Here is a 20,585-nt window from a genome sequence, read left to right as displayed (position 1 = left end):
TCCCTCCGTACTTTTCCCGCCATACCGGTCATGCGGCCGTACGGGCAGGCTTCGAAGGGACGGATCACATGGGGCACGATCACGAGGGCCGGCGGGTCAGCCGCCGTACGGCGCTCGCCGGGATCGGCACGATCGGGCTGGGCGCGCTCCTGGCGGCCTGCGGCGAGCAGGCCGGGACCCCCTCGACGGTCACCACCTCCACGGGCTCGACCACCGCCATCTCACCGACGACCGCGGCCACCTCCGGTCTGGAGGACCTGTTCGCCGGGGCGAACACCTGCACGCTGACCCAGACCACCACGCAGGGGCCGTACTACTTCGACGCGGACAAGATCCGCAGCGACATCCGCGAGGACCGGGAGGGCGTCCCGCTCCGGGTGGCGATCAAGGTGCAGGACAGCGAGACCTGCACGCCGCTGCCCGACACCGTGGTCGAGATCTGGCACTGCGACGCCGGGGGCATCTACTCGGGCGCGGAGTCGCTGTCGTCGGGGAGCGGCCAGGAGGGCGGCCCGGGCGTCGGCACCCCGCCGGGCACGCCGCCCACGGGCGGTCCCGGTCAGGGCACCCCTCCCCCCGGCGGCCCCGGCCGGGACACCCCTCCCCCCGGCGGCCCGTCGGGCGATCCGGGCCGGGGCGGGGGCGACATGGGCGATCTCAGCCCGGTCGACGACAAGCGCTACCTGCGCGGCGCCCAGGTCACGGGAGCCGATGGGATCGTCCAGTTCGTCACGATCTGGCCGGGCTGGTACCGGGGCCGGACCGTGCACATCCACGCGATGGTCCACGTCGGCGGCGCCCGGGTGCTGACCACGCAGGTCATGTTCGACGAGACCGTCAACACGAAGGTGTTCGAGAGCCAGCCGTACGCCCAGCGCACCGGCCGGGACACCTTCAACGACGGCGACAACATCTACCAGCCGAGCATGCTCATGAAGGTCACCCGGGAGGGCGAGGGCTACGTGGGGGCCATCGTCTTCTCCGCCGACTCCGACCAGGACAAGACCTGACCGCTCCCCTCTCCGCCTGCCCTCCCCGCCCTGGCCGCCACCGCCCGCCGCGTCCCGGACACCGCCCCGTTGACGCCACGCGGCCCCGCCGGCGTCACGCGGCCCGGCCGTGGATGCCCCGCGCCCACAGCCGATCACCTGGTCTGACGATTCGGATACCCTTACCCGGGCTGGAATCGACCATCCTTCTCGTGAGAAGGGATCGGGCACGTGCTCGACGACGCTGGGCTCCAGGCGCTTCGCGAAGCGGCGCGTCTCTCCCCGGAGAACCTCCCCCTGCGGCGGCATCTCGCCGAACAGCTCCTGGCCCGGGGATATCTCGCCGAGGCCGAGACCGAGTACCGCGCCGCGCTCCGGCTGGCTCCCAGGGATCCGGACGTCGCGGCCGGGCTGGCGGAGGCCTTCGTGCGGCAGAACTCCCACGGCGCCGCGCTCTCGGCGCTCGAACCGTTCCTGACCGTGCCCGGCCATCCCCCTCGGCTCGGAGTGATCGCGGCCAGGGCGCTGCTCGGCGAGGGCGACACGACCGGCGCGGCCCAGCGCTACCGTGACGCGGTCTCCCGCGACCCGGCGGTCGCCGATCCCGATCTGGCCGCGCGGCTGGCGCCGCCGCAGCCCGTCCCGGCCGTCCCCGCGCGTCCCGCGCCCGGGCCGTCCGGCGAGACCGGCGTGGAGGCGGTGCGCTCCCGCGTCACCTTCGCCGACGTGGCGGGGATGGACGCCGTCAAGGAAGCGCTGCGGATCAAGCTCCTGCTCCCCGTCCAGCAGCCGGAGCTGTTCGCCGCGTTCGGCAAGCGGGCCGGTGGCGGGGTGATGATGTACGGCCCGCCGGGAGCGGGCAAGACCCACCTGGCCCGGGCCGCCGCCGGCGAGCTCGGCGCGTCGTTCGTCGACGTCGGCCTGGCCGACATCCTGGACATGTACATCGGTTCGAGCGAGCGCAACCTGCGGGCCACGTTCAACCTGGCCCGCCGCAACCGGCCGTGCGTGCTGTTCTTCGACGAGGTCGACGCGCTGGCCGCCCGCCGCGCCGACATGCGCCAGGCGCACAACCGCCAGCTGGTCAACCAGTTCCTGGCCGAGCTCGACGGCGTGGACGAACGCGCCAACGAAGGGGTGCTGGTACTGGCGGCCACCAACGCCCCCTGGTACGTCGACGCGGCCTTCCGCCGCCCCGGCCGGTTCGACCAGCTGGTGTTCGTTCCCCCGCCCGACGTCGCGGCGCGGGCCGCCATCCTGCGCATCCTCTGCCGTGACAAACCCCTGGCCGAGATGGACTTCGACGCGGTCGCGCGGGCCACCGACCAGTTCGCCGGCGCGGACCTGAAGGGCGTGGTCGACCGGGCGGTGGAGGCCAAGCTCCAGCAGTCGATCAGCGCGGGCCGCCTCGTCCCGCTGACGACGCAGGACCTGCTGGCCGCGGCCCGCGACGCCAGGCCGACCGCCGTACGGGAATGGCTGGCCACCGCGCGCAACTACGTGCTGCACGCCAACGACTCCGGCGCCTGGGACGAGCTGATGCCCTGGATCGAGGACATCCGGTGACCGCCGACACCCTGATCGAGCGGGCACGGACGCTGCTGAAGCTGCGCCGCCCGGCGGAGGCCGAGCGGGAACTGCGCGGGGTGCTCGCCCGGGACCCGGAACACGCCGAGGTGCACGCCCTGCTGGGCATCGCCCTGGCCGAGCAGCGGATGCCGTCCGAGGCGGTCGGCGAGGCGCGCGAAGCGGTACGGCTCGCGCCGGACCAGTGGTTCCCGCACTACGTGGCCGGTCAGGTTTACCTGATGGCGGGACGGCCCGGCGACGCGATCGCCACCCTCCGCGCCGCCCTGGCCATCGAACCCGGGTACGCGCCGATCTGGAGGTTCCTGTCCCGGGCGCACCTGCGGGCGGGACAGTGGACCGAGGCGGCGGACGCCTCCCGTCGCGGCCTGGCCCTCGACCCGCAGGACGCCGAGTCGGCCGGCCTGCTGGCACTCGCCCTCACCGCGCTCGGCGAGGTCGCCCAGGCCCGGGACGCCGCGGCGCAGGCCGTACGGCTGGACCCGGAGGACGCGCTGGCCCACCTGGCGTACGGGCGGGTGGCGCTGGAGTTCGGCGACCCCGGCCACGCCGCCCGCGCCTTCCGCGAGGTGCTCCGCCTCGATCCCGGTTTCGGCGAGGCGAGGGACCTCCTGCTGAAGGCGCTCAAGCGGCGCAACCCCCTCTACCGGGCGCTGGACCGGTTGCGCGGCAGGTTCTTCGGCAGGTGGTGGGTGGTGCTGCTGCTGCCCGCGGCGCCGATGCTCATCATCCTCCTGCTGCTCGTCGCGCTGCTGCACTGGGTGGCCTGGACCGTCGAGGCGTTCACCACCCTGCGCCTGGCGCGCGCCGGGGACGCCAGGCTGCTCTTCGAGCGCGCGGAGGTCCGGATGGCCGGCCTGTGCTGCGCCCTCCTGGCCGCGGGCGCGACGCTGATCGTGCTGGGCGCGGTGTCCTCCCACGAGGTCGTGGGCGCGGCGGGTGCGGCGGTCATGGCTCTGATCACTCCCGTCCAGGAGACGGTGCACACCGGCTCGCCGCTCGCACGGATCGTGCTGTACGGCTGGGCGGGCCTGCTGGCACTCGTCATCGCCGTGTCAGCGGTCCTGGCCTCGATGTCCGCCGTGATGCTGAGCACCTACGCCGGACTGGCCACGATCTGGATCGCGGCAGGGGTGCGGCGCCTCACCGGCCGGACGGTCAGCCTCTGAGGAGCGGTCAGCATCTGAGGGGCGGCCCGTCTCCGCCGGGCTTTTCCGTTCGCCTCGGCTCCCGCCCCCGGGCTCACCACCCGGATCGGCGCCTCCGAGGAACGTCTCAAGCCGGGCCGAGCAGGTCCCACCGGTTGCCGGCGACGTCCTCGAAGACGGCGATCCGCCCGTAGGGCTCCCTGCGCGGCGCGGTCACGAACGCGACGCCCGCCGCCGTCATCCGCTCGTGGGCGGCCTCGAAGTCGTCCACCCGGAGGAAGAACCCCACCCGGCCTGCCACCTGGTCGCCGACGGCGGCGGCCTGACGCTCGCCGTCGGCGCGGGCGAGCAGGACGCCGGTCCCGCCGCCCGGCGGCCGCACGACCACCCAGCGCTTCGGGCGGCCGTCGTTCGTCAGCGACGGCGCGTCCTCGGCCAGCTCGAAGCCCAGGGCGGTGACGAAGAAGTCGATGGCGCGGTCGTAGTCGTCCACGATGATCGTCACCAGATCAATGCGCATCTTCGTGATCCTATATTCGTATCCGGGCGGGCACCGGGGACTTCACGTCCCCGTACCGCCCGACACGGCGAAACGACACGGCGAAACGACACGCCTGTGGGCAGCGGGGCTTCCCGCCCCATTTGGAGGACGATCGGTAACAGATAGGGCACATATGTATATATCGGTCTTTTAGCGCGGCACGCTGGGAGCCATGCCCACTCCCCCCGACCCGCAGGAGTTTCCGATCACCCCGCCGCCGGGTTCCTCACGAGTGCGTCGTGCCGTGGTCATCGCTGTCGCGGCCCTCCTGCGAATGCGCAGGCGCGCGCGGAGAGCCGGGCACCCGGGCACACCGCTCACCCGAGCCGAACGCGCCACCCGGAAGAGGAAGACGGGGAATCCGGCCGCCGCCGACGTCCGGTACGCCGCTCCGGAACCGCCGTACGAGCGAGTCCGGGAAGACCGACACCTCGACCTCGGCACGCTGATGCTGCGTGACAGCCTCGCCCGCAGGACGGGAAGGGACGGGAACGCGGCCGGGGCGCGCGACCAGTACGCCGCCCTGGTGCCGCTGTACGAGCGGGCAGTCGGAGCCGAACACCCGGACACTCTGGCCGCCCGGGGCTACCTCGCCCACTGGACCCGGCAGGCCGGGGATCCGGCCGCCGCCCGCGACCAGTACGCCGCCCTGCTGCCGACGATCAAACGGGTTCTGGGCGCCGAACACCCGGACGTTCTCATCACCCGAGCCGAACTCGCCTATTTGACGGGAGACGCCGGGGACGCAGCCTTCGCCCGCGACCAGCTGGCCACCCTGCTACCGGAGTATGAACGGGGCATGGGCGCTGACTGTCCCGACATGCTGATCCTGCGTGACAGCCTCGCCCGCATGACGGGGAAGGCCGGGGACGCGGCCGGGGCGCGCGACCAGTACGCCGCCATGCTCCCGCTGTACGAGCGCGTGTTCGGAGCCGAACACCCGAACACCCTGGCCGCCCGGGGGTACCTCGCCTACTGGACGCGGGAGGCCGGGGACCCGGCCGCCGCCCGCGACCAGTTCACCGCGCTGCTGCCGGTGCGCGAACGGGTTCTGGGCGCCGAACACCCGGACGTCCTCATCACCCGAGCCGAACTCGCCTCCTCGATAGGAGACGCCGGGGACCCGGCCGCCGCCCGCGACCAGCTGATCGCCCTGTTGCCGATACGCGAGCGGGTCCTGGGGCCGGAGCATCAATACACGCTGGCCACCTTGGGCAACATCGCCTACTGGAAGGCGAAGGCCGGAGACCCGGCCGCCGCCCGCGACCAAATGATCGCCCAGCTGCCGGTACACGAGCGGCTCTTCGGAGCCGAGCACCCGGACACGCTGGACACCCGGCACAACATCGCCTACTGGACGGGAGACGCCGGGGACCCGGCCGCCGCCCGCGACCAGCTGGCCGCCCTGCTACCGACGCACGAGCGGGTGTTCGGGGCCGAGCACCTGCACACGTTGCGGCTGCGCGAGAGTCTCGCCCATATGACGGGCGAAGCGGGAGACGCCGCCGGGGCGCGTGACCGGATGGCCGTCCTGCTGCCGGGGTTCGAGCGGCTGCTCGGAGCCGAGCATCCGGACACGCTGGAGACCCGGCGCCAGCTCGCCCGGTGGGCGGAGACGGCCGGGCGGGATCCCGAAGAGCGCGGATGACACCTGGATCGAACCGGCCACGCCGCTCCAGGCCCGGCTGCGGGCCGGGAGCGAGCACGGGCCGGGAGCGGGGTCCGGGGGCTACCGGGCGGCGGGCGCCCGCCAGTAGCCGCAGAACATGATGTTCCCCTTCGGGACCCCCGCCCCGATCCAGTGGCGGCGCAGGGCGGCGGGCAGGGCCTGCTCCCCCACCGCCCATCCGAAGAACGACTCGGCCGGGACCGGCAGCTCCCGGGCGAGGGCCAGCGCCGCACGGCCGGGAACCTCGTGCGGGTCCTCGCGCGGCACCCAGGTCACCTCCACCCCGGGGGGCGCGTCGAGGTCCTGCCGGTCGTCCGGGGAGGGCAGTTCGATGACGGCCCGGCCTTCGATGTCACGCGGGAGCGAGGCGAGTACCGAGGCGGCCGCGGGCAAGCCCGTCTCGTCGGCCACCAGCATGACGCTGCGCACCCCCGGCGGGGGGTTGAAGCTGATGCCCTCGTCCAGGATGGCCACCTGATCACCCGGTCGGCAGGTGAGCGCCCAGGTGGACGCGGGGCCGGCGGTCCCGTCCCCGGGTGAGCCGTGGAGCACGAAGTCGACGTCCAGCTCGGGCCCCTCGGGCCCCTCGGGGCGGTAGGCGCGCACCGAGTAGTTGCGCAGGATGGGACGCGAGCTCTTGGGGATGGTGAGATACCTGGCGTAGGCCAGCGTCGTCAGCTTGCCGGGCAGGCGGGCCAGGGAGTCGTCGGAGACCGGCAGGAACAGCCGGAACCACTGGTCGTAGCCCATCGGGGTGAACCGGTCGATGTCCCCCTCCCCGAGCGTGACGCGCATGAAGTGGGGGGAGACGCGCTCGCTCCGCAGCACGCGCAGGGTGAGCGGTTCCGAGACTTCGGGCTTGACGCGGGTCGCGGTCATGTTGCTCTTCGCCATGGACGGTCCTCGGTCCTCTAGCGCCTCATTAGGTAAGGCTAACCTTAACGAATGTTCTGATCGCTGCCCAGGTGCCCGGCGTCGGCCCGTCAGCCGTCCGCGTGCGCCCGTGAGCGCCACAACAGCCAGACGAAGTACGGCGTGCCGAGCAGCGCGGTGACGATCCCGGCGGGCACCTGGGCCGGGGCGATGACGGTGCGCCCGAGCGTGTCGGCCAGGCTCACCAGCAGGGCGCCGAGGAGCACGGCCACCGGCAGGACCCGGGTGTGACCCGAGCCGACCAGGGCACGGGCGGCGTGCGGGGCGATCAGGCCGACGAAGCCGACGACGCCCACGGCGGAGACCGCGGTGGCGGTCAGCAGCACCGAGCCGCCCAGGGCGGCCAGCCGTACCGGCTCCAGGGGGACGCCGAGGATGCGGGGACTGTCCTCGTCCAGGGAGAGCAGGTCCAGATCACGGCGGAGCCAGGCGATCAGCGGGACCACCAGGACCAGGGCCAGCGCGACCGGGATCAGCTGGGCCGGGACGCGGCCGTAGGTGGAACCGGACAGCCAGGTCAGCGCCATGGCGGTGTTCCAGGGATCCGCCTTGACGATGATCATGACGGTGAGGGCGGTGCACGCCGCCTGCACCCCGACGCCGATCAGCACCAGGCGGTCGGAGCTCAGCCCGCCGCGCCACGACAGCAGGTACACCGCGGCGGCGGCGACCAGCGCGCCGACCATGGCCGCCGCGGACATCGGCCAGATCCCGGCGAGCGGCACGAGGGCCAGCAGCGAGATCGCACCCACGCCCGCACCGGCGGTGACGCCGAGGATGCCGGGCTCGGCCAGCGGATTGCGGCACACGGCCTGGACGGCCGTGCCCGCGGCGGCCAGCGCCGCGCCGGCGAGCACCGCGGCGAGAACGCGGGGGTAGCGCTGGTCGAGCACGAAGGTGAGACCGCGGCCGGTCCGCCCGCTGAGCCAGTTGACCAGGTCGCCGCCCAGAATCCAGGTGTCGCCGCCGAGCATGCCGAGGAAGACCGCCCCGGCGAGCAGGATCGCGCAGACCGTCACCACTGTCAGGAAGGCGGCGCGCGAGCGGGCGGCGACGCGCACGATCGGCGGCTGACGGGTCGGCCCGGCGTCCCGGTAGCGGCGGGCCAGCCACACCATCACGGCGGCGCCGAACAGCGTGGTCACCACGCCGGGCGGCACGTCCACGCCCGCCTGCCCGCCGAAGACGGCGCGCAGCGCGATGTCGGAGCCGAGGACGATGAGCACGCCGACGAGACCCGCCAGCGGAACCGCCGTCCGGTGGCGGTGCGCGCCCGGGAGCAGCCTGACGATCACCGGCGCGCACAGGCCCACGAACCCGACGGGCCCCGCGACGGTCACCGCGGCGGCGGCCAGCACGACGGCCAGGAGCGTGAGCCACAGGCGCAGCCGGGCGACGTTGACGCCGAGCACCGTGGCGGTGTCGTCGCCCAGGCCCATGATGTCGAGCTTCGGCCCGGCCAGCACGGCGGCGGCCAGGACCAGCAGGATCAGCGGGCCCATCTGCGAGACGGCTTCCAGGTCGCTCTGCACGAGCGAGCCGCTGCCCCAGGCGAACAGCCCGGTGGTCTCCTCCTCGAAGAGGATCAGCAGCAGGTTGGTGAGCGAGTCGAGCGCCAGCGCGGTCGCCGAGCCCGCCAGGATCAGCCTGGTCGTGCCGGTACGGCCGCCCGCGGCCAGCGCCAGCACGAGGGCGGCCGCCGCCAGCCCGCCCAGCAGGGCGAGCAGGCCCGACATGAAGAGCGGCAGCGTCAGGCCGAAGACCGCCGCCGCGGCGACCGCGAAGTAGGCGCCGGAGCTGACCGCCAGCGTGTCGGGCGAGGCCATGGGATTGCGGGAGACGGCCTGCAGCAGCGCGCCCGCCGCGCCCAGGGCCACGCCGACGGAGATCCCCGCCAGCAGCCGGGGCAGCCTGGAGGCCAGCAGGATCCGGGCGGCCTCGTCGTCCCCGTCGCCGAACGGCAGCCGGAGCAGGTCGAGCGCGCCGATGGACGACGTGCCCTGCGTCACGTGGACCGCGGCGACCAGGACGACCGCCGCCAGCGTCAGGAGGACCGCGCCGGCGCCCCCCAGCCGCCGCAGCGGCGTGACGGGCGCAGGCGCGGTCCGAACCGAAGTGCTCAACCGGTGTAGGCCTTCACGAGGGCCTCGGCGTACTGCTTGCAGGACAGCGGCCCGCCGAAGGTCCAGATGCCGTCGGGCAGCTTGGTGACCTGCTTCTTCTCGACGAACGGCAGCTTGTTCCAGATGGCGTTCGAGGCCAGTCCGTCGGCGAAGACGTCGACGCCGTCGGAGGCGTTGTAGAAGAAGCGGGTGCCGGGGTCCTTCAGCGCGGTCAGGCCCTCGACGTCGGTGACGCCCAGACCCCACGCCGGGTCCACCTCGCCCTTCCAGCCGTTGACCAGCCCGAGCTGGGTGGCGACCTCGGAGACCAGCGCGCCCTTGCCGAACATGCGGATGGAGATCTTGCTGCCGTCCTTCCAGCCGTCGGCGATGGCGAACGGCTTGCCGGCGAAGCCGGCGGCGGCGAGCTTGCTCTTGCCCTCGCTCAGCGCGGTGTCGAAGTCCGCCAGCAGCTTGTCCGCCTCGGCGGTCTTGCCCAGCGCGGTCGCGATCGTCTTGAGGTCCTTCCGCATCCGGCCCAGGTTGTCGCTCCCGTCACTGCCGGTCATGACGACGACGGGGGCGAACTTCTCCAGCTGCGGCACCAGCGCGGAGTCGCGTGAGGCCTCCATGACGATCAGGTCGGGCTGGAGGGCGGCGATGGAGTCGACGCTCGGCTCCTGCCGGGTGCCGACGTCCTTGACCGAGGGGTCCAGCTTGGCCGCGGTCACCCAGGTGCCGTACCCCTTCACGTCGGCCACCCCGACCGGCATGACGCCGAGGCTGACCACCATCTCGGCCTCGCCCCACTCCAGGGCGACCACCTTGGCGGCGGGACGGTCGAGGGTGATCTGCTTGCCGCGGTCGTCGGTCACGGTGATCGGGGCGGCGGAGGCCGTGCCGCCGGAGGCGGCCGGTTCCGGAGCGGGGGTCTCGGTGGTGCCGCAGGCGCCGAGCACGGCGACGGCGGCCACGGCCACGAGGGCGGTGCGCAGGGGGATCATGGTATTCCTGTCAGGTTGTTGCAGAGACGCTTCTGGTGTGCCGGCCGATCGGCCGAGTGCTCACCGTCCCCGTCCTCGGGTCGTGCGTGACCTTGATGCGGATGCCGTACACCTCGGTGAGGAGTTCCTCGGTGAGGATCTCGGCGGGCGGACCGTCGGCCCGGACGCGGCCGCCGTGCAGCAGGACGACGTGGTCGGCCAGCTCGGCGGCCTGGTTCAGGTCGTGCAGGACGACGCCGACGGCCACATCGTGTTCGTCGGCCAGATCGCGCACCAGATCCAGCAGCTCGATCTGGTAGCGCAGGTCCAGGAAGGTGGTGGGCTCGTCCAGGAGCAGGACGCCGGTGTCCTGCGCCAGGCAGGTGGCCAGCCACACGCGCTGCAGCTCGCCGCCCGACAGCTCGTCCGCCGGACGGTCGGCCATGGCCGTGACGCCGGTGAGCTCCATCGCCCTGGTGATCGCGGCCTCCCCGTCGGGGTCGCCCGACCGCCACCGGCCCCGGTAGGGGTGCCTGCCGTACCCGACGACGTCCCGGACCCGCACGCCGGACGGCGTGGGACGGCTCTGGGCCAGCAGCGTGACCCGCTTGGCGAAGTCGCGGGCCGGAAGGTCCAGGGCGGACGTGCCGTCGGCCAGTGTCACCGTGCCCGTCTCCGGCTTGTGGAGCCGGGCCAGCGCTCGCAGCAGCGTGGACTTGCCGCTGCCGTTCGGGCCCACCAGCGCCGTCACGCGCCCTTGCGTCAAGGTGATGTGGCCGTTCTCGACGGCGGTGGCGCCGTGGTAGCTGAGACGCAGGTCGGCTCCACGCAGCGAGATCTTCTCGGTCACGGGGATTAGGTTAGGCTTACCTAGCTAAATGTCAACCCAGCCCTAATTGATCATGATTTGACAACCGTCTTCTGCTCCGTCCGACGATCTCCGCTCGCCGTCCGGAGCGCGGCGATCCATCCCACGGGAGCGCGCCCGTTCCGCCGGAGCATGCCCGCCACCGGTCCTGACCAGGCCGTTCGCTTCCCCTAGGGCGAACCCCTTAGGCGTGCCGAGGTATGCGCCCGGCTCACCGTACGGGCGAAGATGTAGGCCGACTGCCTCCGCTGGCCGGACGTTTTCCGCCGCCGGTTTCACGAGTCTGGACCCAGACGAGAACGACATCGGCAGGGAGCACGAGATGACTTCGAACACGATCCACAAGCTGGCCGCCTGGCTGTCCCGGCACAGCATCGACATCCTCCGCGTCAGCCTCGGCCTGGTCTTCGTGGTCTTCGGCACACTCAAGTTCTTCCCAGGGGTCAGTCCGGCGGAGGAGCTGTCGGTGGCCACGCTGGAGAAACTGTCCCTGGGGATGCTGTCGGGCTACGCGGCCCAGTTCGTGATCGCCGGCATGGAGGTCTTCATCGGCCTCACGCTGGTGACCGGCAAGCTGCTGAAGACCGGCCTGGTCGTGATGATCGGTGCGACGGCCGGGTTCTTCGCGCCGTACGTCCTGTTCTTCACCGACCTGTTCCCCGGCGCGCCGACGCTGGAGGCCCAGTACATCTTCAAGGACATCGTCCTGGCGGCCGCGGCCATGGTGATCGCGGCCCGCGCTCTCGGCGCCAGCCTCGTACCGGCCCGCGAGGTCGCGGGGCGGACGGCGGACCCCCGGGTCGGCCCGCAGCCGGCCCACGGATAGCGGGCGCGGACGAGAGCGAGCGCGGACGCGGGCGGGCGCGGGCGGGCGAAGGGGAAGGCGGGCGGGACTCCGCGAGATCGGAGTCCCGCCCGCTCCGCCGTTCTCCTCCCAGGTCAGCGGCTTGATCCGGCGGTCAGGCCGGGGTCACGATCTGGATCAGGTTCCCGCAGGTGTCGTCGAAGACCGCCATGGTCACCGGCCCCGCCTCCATCGGCTCCTGCGTGAACGTCACCCCCAGCCCGCGCAGCCGCTCGTGCTCCGCACGCACGTCCGCGACCTGGAACGAGGCGGCCGGGATGCCGTCGGCGACCAGCCCCTTCTTGTACGGCCCGACCGCGGGGTGCCCGTCCGGCTCCAGCAGCAGCTCCGTGCCCTCGGGGTCCTCAGGCGAGACGACCGTCAGCCACCGGGCCCCGCCCGCCGGGATGTCGTGCTTCTTGGTGAAGCCGAGCACCTCGGTGTAGAAGTCGAGGGCCTTCTGCTGGTCGTCCACGAACACGCTGGTGACATAGATCTTCACGGCGTCTGTCCTTTCCCGGTGATCGGCCACCGCTCGAAGATGGCGGCCAGCGGAGTGGTGTCGAGGTAGTGGAACTTGTACCGGCCCTCCTTGCGCGTCGTGATCAGCCCGGCCTCCTCCAGCACCGCCAGGTGCTGGGACACTCCCTGCCGGGTCAGGCTCAGCTGATCGTGATTCGCCAGGCGGGCGCAGATCTCGAACAGGGTCTGGCCGTCACGTTCGGCCAGCTCGTCGAGGATGGTCCGCCGCGTGGGGTCGGCGAGGGCCTTGAAGACATCGCCCATACGGCAACGATAGGCAAGCCACTACTTGCCTGTCAATGCGAACCCGGCGCACTACGCACAGCCACGCGTCACGCGGGCCCGTTCACCCCTCCCCTCCCCCGTCGCCCCGGGCGGCCAGGAAGCCCGCGATCTGGGCCGCACCCGAGACCGCCAGCCACGCGCGCAGATCCATCAGGCCCGGGTGCAGGGCGCGCGTGGCGGCGACGTCGGCCCGGTAGCCGCGTTCGTTGAGCCACCGGTAGGCGAAGGCGGCCTCTTCCCCACCGGCCGCGGCGACGGCCTCCAGGGAGATCCGGACGTAGGGCAGGGGACGTCCGACGGCTTCGGAGATGGCCGCGGCGATCCGCACCGGGGTCAGCTCGTCCCCCGCGAGGTCCGCCGCCCGGCCGATCCAGTCCCGGGGCCGGGCGAAGACCGAAGCGGCGATGGCGCCGACGTCGTCGACGGCGATGATCTGCTGCGGCACCTCAGGCGCGAACGCGGCGGTCAGGGCCCCGCCGTGCAGGTGGTACGCGCCGGTGTAGTTCTCCATGAAGGAGACCGGCCGCAGAATCGTCGCGGGCAGGCCGAGCTCGCCGACGCACCGCTCGATCCGGTGTTTGCTCACCACGTTCTGCGGCAGCCTCTCGGTGCCGTGACGGCCCGCGCCGGCGACCGAGGCGTAGACGAGGTGCCGGACGGAGGCGGCCCGGGCCGCCTCGGCGACGTTGCAGCCCCAGCGGACCTCGTCCTCGGCCGAGAAGCCGGCCGCGGTTCCCGGAGAGCCGACGGTGGGCTGGACGCTGAACATGCCGTACGCGCCCTCGGCCGCGGCCACGAGGGAGGCGACGTCGTCCATCTCCGCCCGCACGACCTGCGCCCCGGCCTCCGCCAGCACCCGGGCGGCCGGGCCCGCGGGGTCACGCGTCAGCGCCCGGACCCGCCAGCCGCCGGCGAGCAGGTGCGCCGTGACGGCACGGCCCTGCAGACCGGTGGCTCCCACCACCGCGATGGTCTTTTCTGATGCGTCCACAGATCTCTCCCGAATGAGGGCACGGGAAGGACGCCCACTAAACGGGGCACCCCTCCACTTACGATCGAGTACGACATGGAGGACCACCCCGTTTTTCAATCCCCTGGAGATCTCATGCCGGAGGGAAGCCCCGCGCCGGCGCGGGCCGGGCGGCCGATGCGCGCCGACGCACGCCGCAACTACGAGCGAATCCTCACCGCGGCCGCCGAGGCCGTCGCCCGGCACGGAGCCGAGGCGTCACTGGAGGAGATCGCCCGGCGGGCCGGCGTCGGCTCGGCCACCCTGCACCGGCACTTCCCCTCCCGGCAGGCACTGCTGGAGGCCGTCTTCCGCGGCAAGGTCGAGGTCCTGTGCGCCTCCGCACGCGACCTGGCGGCCACCCGGGACCCGGGCCCCGCGCTGGGAGCCTGGCTTCGCGCCGTCGTCGCCCACGCCGTGTCCAATCGCGGCCTGGCCGCCTCGCTGATGCGCGGCGCCTCCGGCGGCGACCCCGCCCTGGGCGCCACCTGCCACACGATGATCCTGGACGCCGGGGAGGAAGTGCTGGCGCGGGCCCGCCGGGCCGGAGCCGTACGCCCCGACGTCTCGATCGCCGACCTCCTCACGCTCGTCAGCGCCATCTCCCAGGCCACCGAGGGCGGCCCCGACGGGTCGGCCCAAGCCGACCGGCTGCTCGGCCTCGCCCTCAACGGCGTGCGCCCCGGCCCGGAACCGATGATCTGATCTCCCGCACGCCCGGTGTCTGATGTAGGTTCAGTATGAAAGGTATGAAAAATAGGAACGAGCGCACATGGAGCCGGGTTGACGCCACCACCGCCAGGGAAGCTCGCCGGGACGGCGAAAGTCGGGGATCGCGGCCAGATCGTCATCCCGAAGGACATGCGAGACATGTTCGGGATCGTCGCCGGAGACACGTTGCTGCTGCTGGCGGACGTGGAGCGCGGCATCGCGGTGCTGCGCAACGACGACTTCGTCCACCTCGCCGAGACCGTGCTCGACGCCCACAAGGACCGGAGCGACGATGCGTGAAGACACCGTGCCGGCCGCAGTGGAAAGTCCTCGACGGGGCCGCGCGCCGTGGCATCTGTGGGTCGTCGGGCTGTTCATGCTCGCGCTCTACATCGGCGGCGCGCGCGACTACCTGCTCACGCTCACGCTCGACCCGGGCTATCTGGCCGCCCAGGGGTACGGGGAGCCTCAGATCGGCTACTTCACCGACTATCCGTTCGGTCTCGGCGTCCTGTGGACCCTCAACGTCGTCGGAGGTCTCACCTCGGCGGCGGCTTCGATCCTGCGCTCCCGCTGGGCGGTGCCGCTGGCCCTGATGACCGCGCTGGCCCAGGTGATGCTGCTGATCCTCACCTTCGCCTTCCGGGACCGGTGGGACCTCCTCGGGGCGCCGATGAGCCTGTTCGACATCGGCGTCGGTGTCCTGTCCCTCGCGTTCTGGTGGTATTGCCGTGTGATGCTGGGCCGGTCCGTTCTGCGGTGACGGACGGGAGGCGCCCGCCCGGAGCGGAGGCGGTGGCGCGTCCGCCGTCCGCCACCGGTCACGTCGCGGCTCCGCCGCGCAGCCGCGCGTTGAGCCGGGCGGCCTGGCGCATGAGGTGGTCGCATTCGGGGAGGTTGGGCGCCGACCGGGCGGCTTCGGCGTAGAGCCGTGCCGCGGTCGCCGGGTCACCGTCCCGCTCGTGCAGGTACGCCGCGGCGGCGGCGTATCGCGGCAGGGCGGGGTCGAGGTCGGCCAGGGCGGCCAGCCCGGCCCGCGGGCCGTCGGCCTCGCCGACCGCGACGGCCCGGTTGAGGCGGGCCACCGGGTTGCCGGTGAGGCGCACCAGTTCGTCGTACCACTCGACGATCTGCACCCAGTCGGTCTCCTCCGCCGTCCGGGCGTCGGCGTGGAGCGCGGCGACGGCGGCCTGGGCCTGGAACTCGCCGAGCCGGTCGCGGGCGAGGGCCGCCTGGAGGATGTCCACGCCCTCGGCGATCAGGCAGGTGTCCCACAGGCTCCGGTCCTGCTCGGCCAGCGGCACGAGCCTGCCGTCGGGACCGGTCCGTGCCGGGCGCCGCGCGTGGTGGAGCAGCATGAGCGCGAGCAGGCCCGCCACCTCCTCGTGCCCGGTCTTCGCCGCCAGCTGACGGGTGAGCCGGATCGCCTCGGCGGCGAGGTCGACGTCGCCGGAGTAGCCCTCGTTGAAGACGAGGTAGAGGACGCGCAGCACCGTGGCCACATCACCGGGCTGGTTGAACCGGACGGACGAGACGGTCCGCTTGGCCCGGCTGATGCGCTGGGCCATGGTCGCCTCGGGCACGAGGTAGGCCTGCGCGATCTGGCGCGTGGTCAGGCCGCCGACCGCGCGCAGCGTGAGCGCGACGGCCGAGGCCGGCGTCAGGGACGGGTGCGCGCACAGGAAGTACAGCCGGAGCGTGTCGTCGACCGCCTCACCGGGACCGGGGACGGGCTCGCCCTCGACGAGCTCCTCGCGGCGCCGCCGGGAGCCGTCGGCGCGGGCGGCGTCGAGGAACTTGCGCCAGGCCACCGTGACCAGCCAGCCCTTGGCGTCCCGCGGCGGCTCGCCCGCCCACACGCGCAGGGCCTCGACCAGGGCTTCCTGCACGGCGTCCTCGGCCGCCGCGAAGTCGGCTCCACGGCGGACGAGAACACCGATCACGGTGGGTGTGAGAGTCCGCAGAAGGGCCTCGTCCACCGTGCGTCACTCCGTGATGGTCGGGGGCGCGGTCAGGAACGGGCGCACCTCGATCCACTCGTGGATCGGCTTCCCGCCGGCCCCCGGGGCGGCGGACAGCTCGGCCGCCAGATCGAGCGCCCGCTCGTAGGTCTCGACGTCGATCATCATCCAGCCGGCGATCAGGTCCTTGGTCTCCGCGAACGGGCCGTCGGTGACCGGCGGCCGCCCCTCGCCGTCGTAGCGGACGAACGTGCCCTCCATGGAGAGCGCCTGGGCGTCGACGAACTCGCCCGTCTCCTCCAGACGGCTCGCGAAATCCTCCATGTACTTCACGTGCGCCGAGATCTCCTCCGGCGCCCACCGGTCCATCGGCACGTCGTTGGCCGGCGCCGGGGCGCCGCGGTAGTGCTTGAGCAGCAGGTACTTGGCCATCATGACCCCCTCGATGCGTACGGCCCATTGTGGCCGCGTTCAGGGCGGGGACGGAGCGGGGTACGGATTCTCGACATCGCTCCGGAGAATTTCCCGGCGGAATGTCAGGCACGGCCGACGCCGCGGCCTCCCTCCTCATCGCCTCCTTCATCGGCTACGGCACCACCACGCTGGGCCTGTCCAGGCCGTCCGCCCTGCTCGCCACCGTCGCCGGGCCGGCGGGCCGGCCGGTCTTCACGATGTACGGCGGGACGCCGTCCGACCGGATCGGCCGGGCCCGCACCTTCCAGCTCGGCTACGCGCTCGGTGCCATCCTGGGCGGCGTCTTCGCCCCCACGATTCCCAAGGCGTGTCCGGCCTCCCCTGCACGCCTCCCGACGTTGATCGATGTGGTCGATAATCAGGGCATGGGAGACCCCGTCGAGATCACGGACCACGACTCCGCCTGGCCGCGGGAGTTCGCCGCGATCGGGGCGGTACTGCGCGAGGCGCTCGGCGACGTCGCACCGCGGATCGATCACATCGGCTCGACGTCGGTGCCCGGCCCGGCCGCCAAGCCGGTGATCGACATCCAGATCTCGGTGCGCGCGCTGGAGCCGCTGAACGCCTACAAGGCCCCTCTGGAACGTCTGGGCCTGGTTCACCGGACGGGCAATCCGGAGCTGACCAAACGCTACTTCCGCGAGGCGCCGGGAACCCGGCGCACCCACATCCATGTCCGTGAACTCGGCAGCTTCTCCCAGCAGTTGCCCCTGCTGTTCCGCGACTACCTGCGCGCCCACCCCGCCGCCGCGACCGAGTTCGCGCAGGCCAAGCGGGAGTGCGCGCGGCGGTTCCGCGACGACCGCCGGCGATACGTCACCGCCAAGGAACCCCTGGTCTGGGACATCGTGCGGCACGCCGACGCCTGGGCGCAAAGCGTCGGCTGGCGACCAGGCCCGAGCGACGCCTGACCCGTCCTCGACTCCCCGGCAAGAGCCGTTCCGGCATCGCCACCGAGGTCGCCCCAAGAGCCGCAATTAATCATGGATCGCGCGGCTCCACCGAACGCGGGGCACCCCATCGACTCCACCGAACTCCGAGCGCCACGTCCGTTCACCCGGCGCCTGCCCGGCAGGTCGGAGGAAGAAGACACCGAGAGCCTCTGCCGGAGACTCCGGCCCGCCTTGCCCCTCATCGGAGCTCCAGGAGTGCCGGGCCTATATCCACCAGTCTGGGTCACCATATCCATCGCTCTAAGGGCAACGCAGTGCTGACAATGAAAATGATCAATGTAGTCGCCGCGGCGTACGCCAGACGCACAGCGGGCGCAAGCCGCGATCGCTCGAGTCGCTTGATGCCGTAAGAAACCCAGACGGGAATCATGAGGCCGGCAAGAGTGCAGATCTTCAGAAAGAGACTGCTGCCGGAAAACAGTCTGTAGATGAAACCCAAATATATAGGAAATATGTAAACGGCGGCAGGCACCGCAGTCGGGACGACAGTTTTTTCCTGCGATCCGAGATCACCGATCTCGACCTCTACGGCCTTGTATTTACTGAGCGCCGCCTCCAGGGCGAGGCACTTCCGATCCGCCTTCTCCTTTTCCAGTTCGGCCGTCTCGCGCTCAGCCTCCAGTCGCTCGACCTCAGCCTCCAGGGCTTGCTGCCTCTGCAAAAGAAGCTCATGATCTCTCGTATATTGCTTCGCCTCCTCTCCGGACGAGGCGGTCAACTCACGCTGACGCCAGCGGGATTCCAGCGCCCGCCGTTTGACCTCGACCCGGTTGACCGCGTCGATCTGTTGTTGGTGGCGGGCGAGCGCATGCCTCAGACGCCTCTCCGCCTCCTCCTTCTCCACCTTGGCCTCGTCCAGCCGGCTTCGGAGCTCCTCCAGCTCGTAGCCCAGCTCGTTGCTGACCCGCAGCGCCTCCTTCTGCAGTTCCCTGGCGCGTTCCATCTGGTCGGCGGACATCGGCCTCCCCCGCCGCAGGGCGGCATCGTGGAGAAAAGGCCGGAGGAAATCCCAGGTGGGGACGCTTTTACCGTTCAGGTAACGCGAGACGGTGTCGGGACCCCACCCCCTCCCATGTGCGTAAGGCTTTAACGGCCTTTTTATCTCCGCGAAGCGCTCACGGAGGAACTCCGCGAGCTCCCGGACCTCCGGAAGGAGATCACCGGGTAAAGGTTCCAGCTCATCCACCGGTCGCTTCTGGTTCGCGGGCATGATTCACTTTGCCACGCTCCCGTCTGGTGTCGCCAGATCTCCGCTGCGGTCGTGCTCGCACCGACCGCAGCCGTGCTGCCGGCCGTATCAGTGGCCGGTGCCCCGGGCGCCCAGCGGTCGGGCACCTCGCTCAGAGGCTCCTCGGGTTCCGCCCTTTCCTGGAGCCCGGCATCTTGCTCCGCTCGGACAGCAGCAATGTGGCCGGCACCGGATTCGGCAGCACCGGCGGATGCGACCAATCACTCACCTCACGCAAGTCAACTGTGCCGCCGGAGAAGAGCGCCTCACGGAAGTGGACCGTGCCGCCGGAGAAGGCCGCCTCACAGAAGCGGACCGTACCGCCCGCGAAAGCCGCGCCGCCGAAGTCGACCGTGGCGCCGTTGAACTTCACAGAGCCGAAGTCGACCGTGGCGCCGTTGAACTTCACGTAACCGAAGTAGACCGTACCGCCCGCGAAAGCCGCGCCGCCGAAGTCGGCTGTACCGCCGTTGAACTTCACGTAACCGAAGTAGACCGTACCGCCCGAGAAGGCCGCCCGGCCGAAGTAGACCGTACCCTCCGAGAGGGCCGCGCGGCTGAAGTCGACCGTACCGCCCGAGAACACCGCGCCGCCGAAGTAGGCCGTGCTGCCGCAAAATGCCACCTCACGGAAGTGGACCGTGCCGCCGGAGAAGGCCGCGTCGCTGAAGTCGACCGTACCGCCCGAGAAGGCCGCGTGGCGAAAGTCGACCGTACCGCCCGAGAACACCGCGTGGCGAAAGTCGACCGTACCGCCCGAGAAGGCCGCGCCGCTGAAGTCGACCGTACCGCCGGAGAACTTGGCGCGGCGGAACGAGATCATGCCGCCGGAGAACCTCGCACTGCCGAACCAGACCGTGCCGCTGCCGAACGTCGCGTCGATGAAGCTGACTTCACCGCCGGAGAACTCCACACCGCCAAAGCTTCCGCCGTCGAAGACCACACCGGTGAAGTCGAAGTCGTGACCTCTCCAGGACACTGCGGCGCCGTCGCGGAGGTGAGCGGTGATGACGCGGGCGATGGTGTGGCGCACCTCGCGCAGTCCGGCGAACAGCAGGCGCTCCTCGGCATCGCCGTCGTCGCCGGGATCGGGCTTGTAGGGCATGCGCAGGTAGGCGCACAGCACGTCGATGACGGTCTGGCGCAGCTCGCGGGTGGGGGCGTCGTCGGCCAGACCGGCCAGGGCGTGCACGCCGGCCAGACGTACGGCGGGTGAGTCGTGGCCGAGTTTGTCGCTGGCGGTGGAGAAGCGTTCGTTGAACAGTTTGGTGGCCTCACGCCGGTGAGCTTCGTCCGCGCGCTGTTCGGCGGCTTGCTGGCGGTGCTCGGCGGCTTCGGTGACCTTCTGCTTTCGGTAGGCCACCACCAAGGCGATGACACCGCCGACCCCCGCCACCACGGCGAAGGACAGCTTCAGCAGGTCCAGCAGCCGGGCTAGAGAGATGCCCTTCGAGCCGACCGGAGTCAGGACCGGGAAACCCAGCAGCCATAGAGCACCGACGAACAGGCCGACACTGAGCAGGACCGTGCCGGTCAGGGCGAGGGCGAGCACGGGCCCGATGCGAGCCAGACGCAGACCTTCACCGGAGGCGGGTGTAGTGGAGGTCTTGTCGGACGGGGCGGGGACCGTTTCGGCTGGCTTCACCACGGAATCCACGATGAAGGATCGAAGGGCGGCATACCAGCGGCCCCGGGGCGGAAGCGCTCAGTCATGACGGAGGAGCATCCACCAGCCCTCTTAACGCCCCCGAGAACGATGGCGGACTCAAGGGGGCGCA

21 protein-coding genes are annotated in these 20,585 nt (G+C 71.6%); 9 read left to right on the top strand and 12 right to left on the bottom strand.

Going from position 1 to position 20,585, the window contains the following annotated elements; translation table 11 throughout:
* Nucleotides 1-68: 68 nt before the first annotated feature.
* The 3 genes from Plo01_RS05540 to Plo01_RS05530 all read left to right on the top strand — a co-directional run bounded on the left by Plo01_RS05540 (nt 69) and on the right by Plo01_RS05530 (nt 3,745).
* The gene (locus tag Plo01_RS05540) at nt 69-1,010 is read left to right on the top strand and encodes a peptidase associated/transthyretin-like domain-containing protein (RefSeq protein WP_203889399.1); all 942 of its coding nucleotides are present in this window, start codon (nt 69-71) and stop codon (nt 1,008-1,010) included.
* Nucleotides 1,011-1,220: 210 nt separating this feature from the next.
* The gene (locus tag Plo01_RS05535) at nt 1,221-2,555 is read left to right on the top strand and encodes an ATP-binding protein (RefSeq protein WP_203889398.1); all 1,335 of its coding nucleotides are present in this window, start codon (nt 1,221-1,223) and stop codon (nt 2,553-2,555) included.
* The gene (locus Plo01_RS05530; protein ID WP_203889397.1) at nt 2,552-3,745 is read left to right on the top strand and encodes a tetratricopeptide repeat protein; all 1,194 of its coding nucleotides are present in this window, start codon (nt 2,552-2,554) and stop codon (nt 3,743-3,745) included. Before Plo01_RS05535 ends, Plo01_RS05530 begins: the two co-directional genes overlap by 4 nt.
* 106 nt (nt 3,746-3,851) lie before the next feature.
* On the opposite strand, the gene Plo01_RS05525 is transcribed toward Plo01_RS05530, so the two are convergent.
* Complete coding sequence (locus Plo01_RS05525; RefSeq protein ID WP_203889396.1) at nt 3,852-4,244, bottom strand: VOC family protein; 393 nt, start codon at nt 4,242-4,244, stop codon at nt 3,852-3,854.
* Nucleotides 4,245-4,713: 469 nt separating this feature from the next.
* On the opposite strand from Plo01_RS05525, the gene Plo01_RS05520 reads away from it, so the two are divergent.
* On the top strand, nt 4,714-5,913 hold the full coding sequence (locus Plo01_RS05520) for a tetratricopeptide repeat protein (protein ID WP_203889395.1): 1,200 nt from the start codon (nt 4,714-4,716) through the stop codon (nt 5,911-5,913).
* An 81-nt stretch (nt 5,914-5,994) separates the two neighbouring features.
* Here the strand turns inward: Plo01_RS05520 and Plo01_RS05515 are convergent, their stop codons facing one another.
* The 4 genes from Plo01_RS05515 to Plo01_RS05500 form a co-directional block, all read right to left on the bottom strand.
* Nucleotides 5,995-6,828 (bottom strand): siderophore-interacting protein, encoded by an 834-nt coding sequence (locus Plo01_RS05515; protein ID WP_203889394.1) that lies wholly within the window; start codon nt 6,826-6,828, stop codon nt 5,995-5,997.
* An 89-nt stretch (nt 6,829-6,917) separates the two neighbouring features.
* The gene (locus Plo01_RS05510; protein WP_203889393.1) at nt 6,918-8,990 is read right to left on the bottom strand and encodes an iron ABC transporter permease; all 2,073 of its coding nucleotides are present in this window, start codon (nt 8,988-8,990) and stop codon (nt 6,918-6,920) included.
* Nucleotides 8,987-9,973 carry an ABC transporter substrate-binding protein gene (locus Plo01_RS05505; RefSeq protein WP_239315910.1) on the bottom strand — a complete coding sequence of 329 codons (987 nt, stop codon included), beginning with the start codon at nt 9,971-9,973 and terminating at the stop codon, nt 8,987-8,989. Before Plo01_RS05505 ends, Plo01_RS05510 begins: the two co-directional genes overlap by 4 nt.
* A 10-nt stretch (nt 9,974-9,983) precedes the next feature.
* Entirely contained in the window at nt 9,984-10,802 is an 819-nt protein-coding gene (locus tag Plo01_RS05500; RefSeq protein ID WP_203889392.1) for an ABC transporter ATP-binding protein, read from the bottom strand.
* A gap of 340 nt (nt 10,803-11,142) precedes the next feature.
* On the opposite strand from Plo01_RS05500, the gene Plo01_RS05495 reads away from it, so the two are divergent.
* Entirely contained in the window at nt 11,143-11,646 is a 504-nt protein-coding gene (locus Plo01_RS05495; protein WP_203889391.1) for a DoxX family protein, read from the top strand.
* Between the two features lie 133 nt (nt 11,647-11,779).
* On the opposite strand, the gene Plo01_RS05490 is transcribed toward Plo01_RS05495, so the two are convergent.
* The 3 genes from Plo01_RS05490 to Plo01_RS05480 form a co-directional block, all read right to left on the bottom strand.
* Nucleotides 11,780-12,166, bottom strand: a complete 387-nt coding sequence (locus Plo01_RS05490) for a VOC family protein (protein ID WP_203889390.1) — start codon at nt 12,164-12,166, stop codon at nt 11,780-11,782.
* On the bottom strand, nt 12,163-12,450 hold the full coding sequence (locus Plo01_RS05485; protein WP_203889389.1) for an ArsR/SmtB family transcription factor: 288 nt from the start codon (nt 12,448-12,450) through the stop codon (nt 12,163-12,165). Before Plo01_RS05485 ends, Plo01_RS05490 begins: the two co-directional genes overlap by 4 nt.
* Before the next feature lie 82 nt (nt 12,451-12,532).
* On the bottom strand, nt 12,533-13,462 hold the full coding sequence (locus tag Plo01_RS05480) for an NmrA/HSCARG family protein (RefSeq protein ID WP_203889388.1): 930 nt from the start codon (nt 13,460-13,462) through the stop codon (nt 12,533-12,535).
* Nucleotides 13,463-13,576: 114 nt separating this feature from the next.
* On the opposite strand from Plo01_RS05480, the gene Plo01_RS05475 reads away from it, so the two are divergent.
* The 3 genes from Plo01_RS05475 (at nt 13,577) to Plo01_RS05465 (ending at nt 14,954) form a co-directional block, all read left to right on the top strand.
* A complete protein-coding gene (locus tag Plo01_RS05475) occupies nt 13,577-14,185 on the top strand; it encodes a TetR/AcrR family transcriptional regulator (RefSeq protein ID WP_239315908.1) in 609 nt (202 codons plus the stop codon).
* A gap of 78 nt (nt 14,186-14,263) precedes the next feature.
* Entirely contained in the window at nt 14,264-14,491 is a 228-nt protein-coding gene (locus tag Plo01_RS05470) for an AbrB/MazE/SpoVT family DNA-binding domain-containing protein (RefSeq protein WP_203889387.1), read from the top strand.
* Nucleotides 14,484-14,954: a hypothetical protein gene (locus Plo01_RS05465; RefSeq protein ID WP_203889386.1), complete on the top strand. Its 471-nt coding sequence runs from the start codon at nt 14,484-14,486 to the stop codon at nt 14,952-14,954. The genes Plo01_RS05470 and Plo01_RS05465 overlap by 8 nt, the downstream gene beginning before the upstream one ends.
* A gap of 58 nt (nt 14,955-15,012) precedes the next feature.
* On the opposite strand, the gene Plo01_RS05460 is transcribed toward Plo01_RS05465, so the two are convergent.
* Together Plo01_RS05460 and Plo01_RS05455 are read right to left on the bottom strand one after the other, a co-directional pair.
* Nucleotides 15,013-16,170, bottom strand: coding sequence for an RNA polymerase sigma factor (locus Plo01_RS05460; protein WP_203889385.1), 1,158 nt, complete (start codon nt 16,168-16,170; stop codon nt 15,013-15,015).
* A gap of 6 nt (nt 16,171-16,176) precedes the next feature.
* Nucleotides 16,177-16,584, bottom strand: a complete 408-nt coding sequence (locus Plo01_RS05455) for a YciI family protein (protein WP_203889472.1) — start codon at nt 16,582-16,584, stop codon at nt 16,177-16,179.
* A 101-nt stretch (nt 16,585-16,685) separates the two neighbouring features.
* Here Plo01_RS05455 and Plo01_RS05450 point away from each other — a divergent pair, with 101 nt between their 5' ends.
* Entirely contained in the window at nt 16,686-17,537 is an 852-nt protein-coding gene (locus Plo01_RS05450) for a GrpB family protein (protein ID WP_203889384.1), read from the top strand.
* Nucleotides 17,538-17,802: 265 nt separating this feature from the next.
* Here Plo01_RS05450 and Plo01_RS05445 read toward each other — a convergent pair whose 3' ends face one another.
* Both Plo01_RS05445 and Plo01_RS05440 read right to left on the bottom strand, forming a co-directional pair.
* Nucleotides 17,803-18,765 carry a hypothetical protein gene (locus Plo01_RS05445; RefSeq protein WP_203889383.1) on the bottom strand — a complete coding sequence of 321 codons (963 nt, stop codon included), beginning with the start codon at nt 18,763-18,765 and terminating at the stop codon, nt 17,803-17,805.
* A 154-nt stretch (nt 18,766-18,919) separates the two neighbouring features.
* The gene (locus Plo01_RS05440; protein WP_203889382.1) at nt 18,920-20,455 is read right to left on the bottom strand and encodes a pentapeptide repeat-containing protein; all 1,536 of its coding nucleotides are present in this window, start codon (nt 20,453-20,455) and stop codon (nt 18,920-18,922) included.
* Nucleotides 20,456-20,585: the final 130 nt, after the last annotated feature.

Origin of the sequence: Planobispora longispora (assembly GCF_016863135.1) — a bacterium.
GTDB classification, from domain to species: Bacteria; Actinomycetota; Actinomycetes; order Streptosporangiales; family Streptosporangiaceae; genus Planobispora; species Planobispora longispora.
This window is presented reverse-complemented; position numbering and strand designations above follow the sequence as displayed.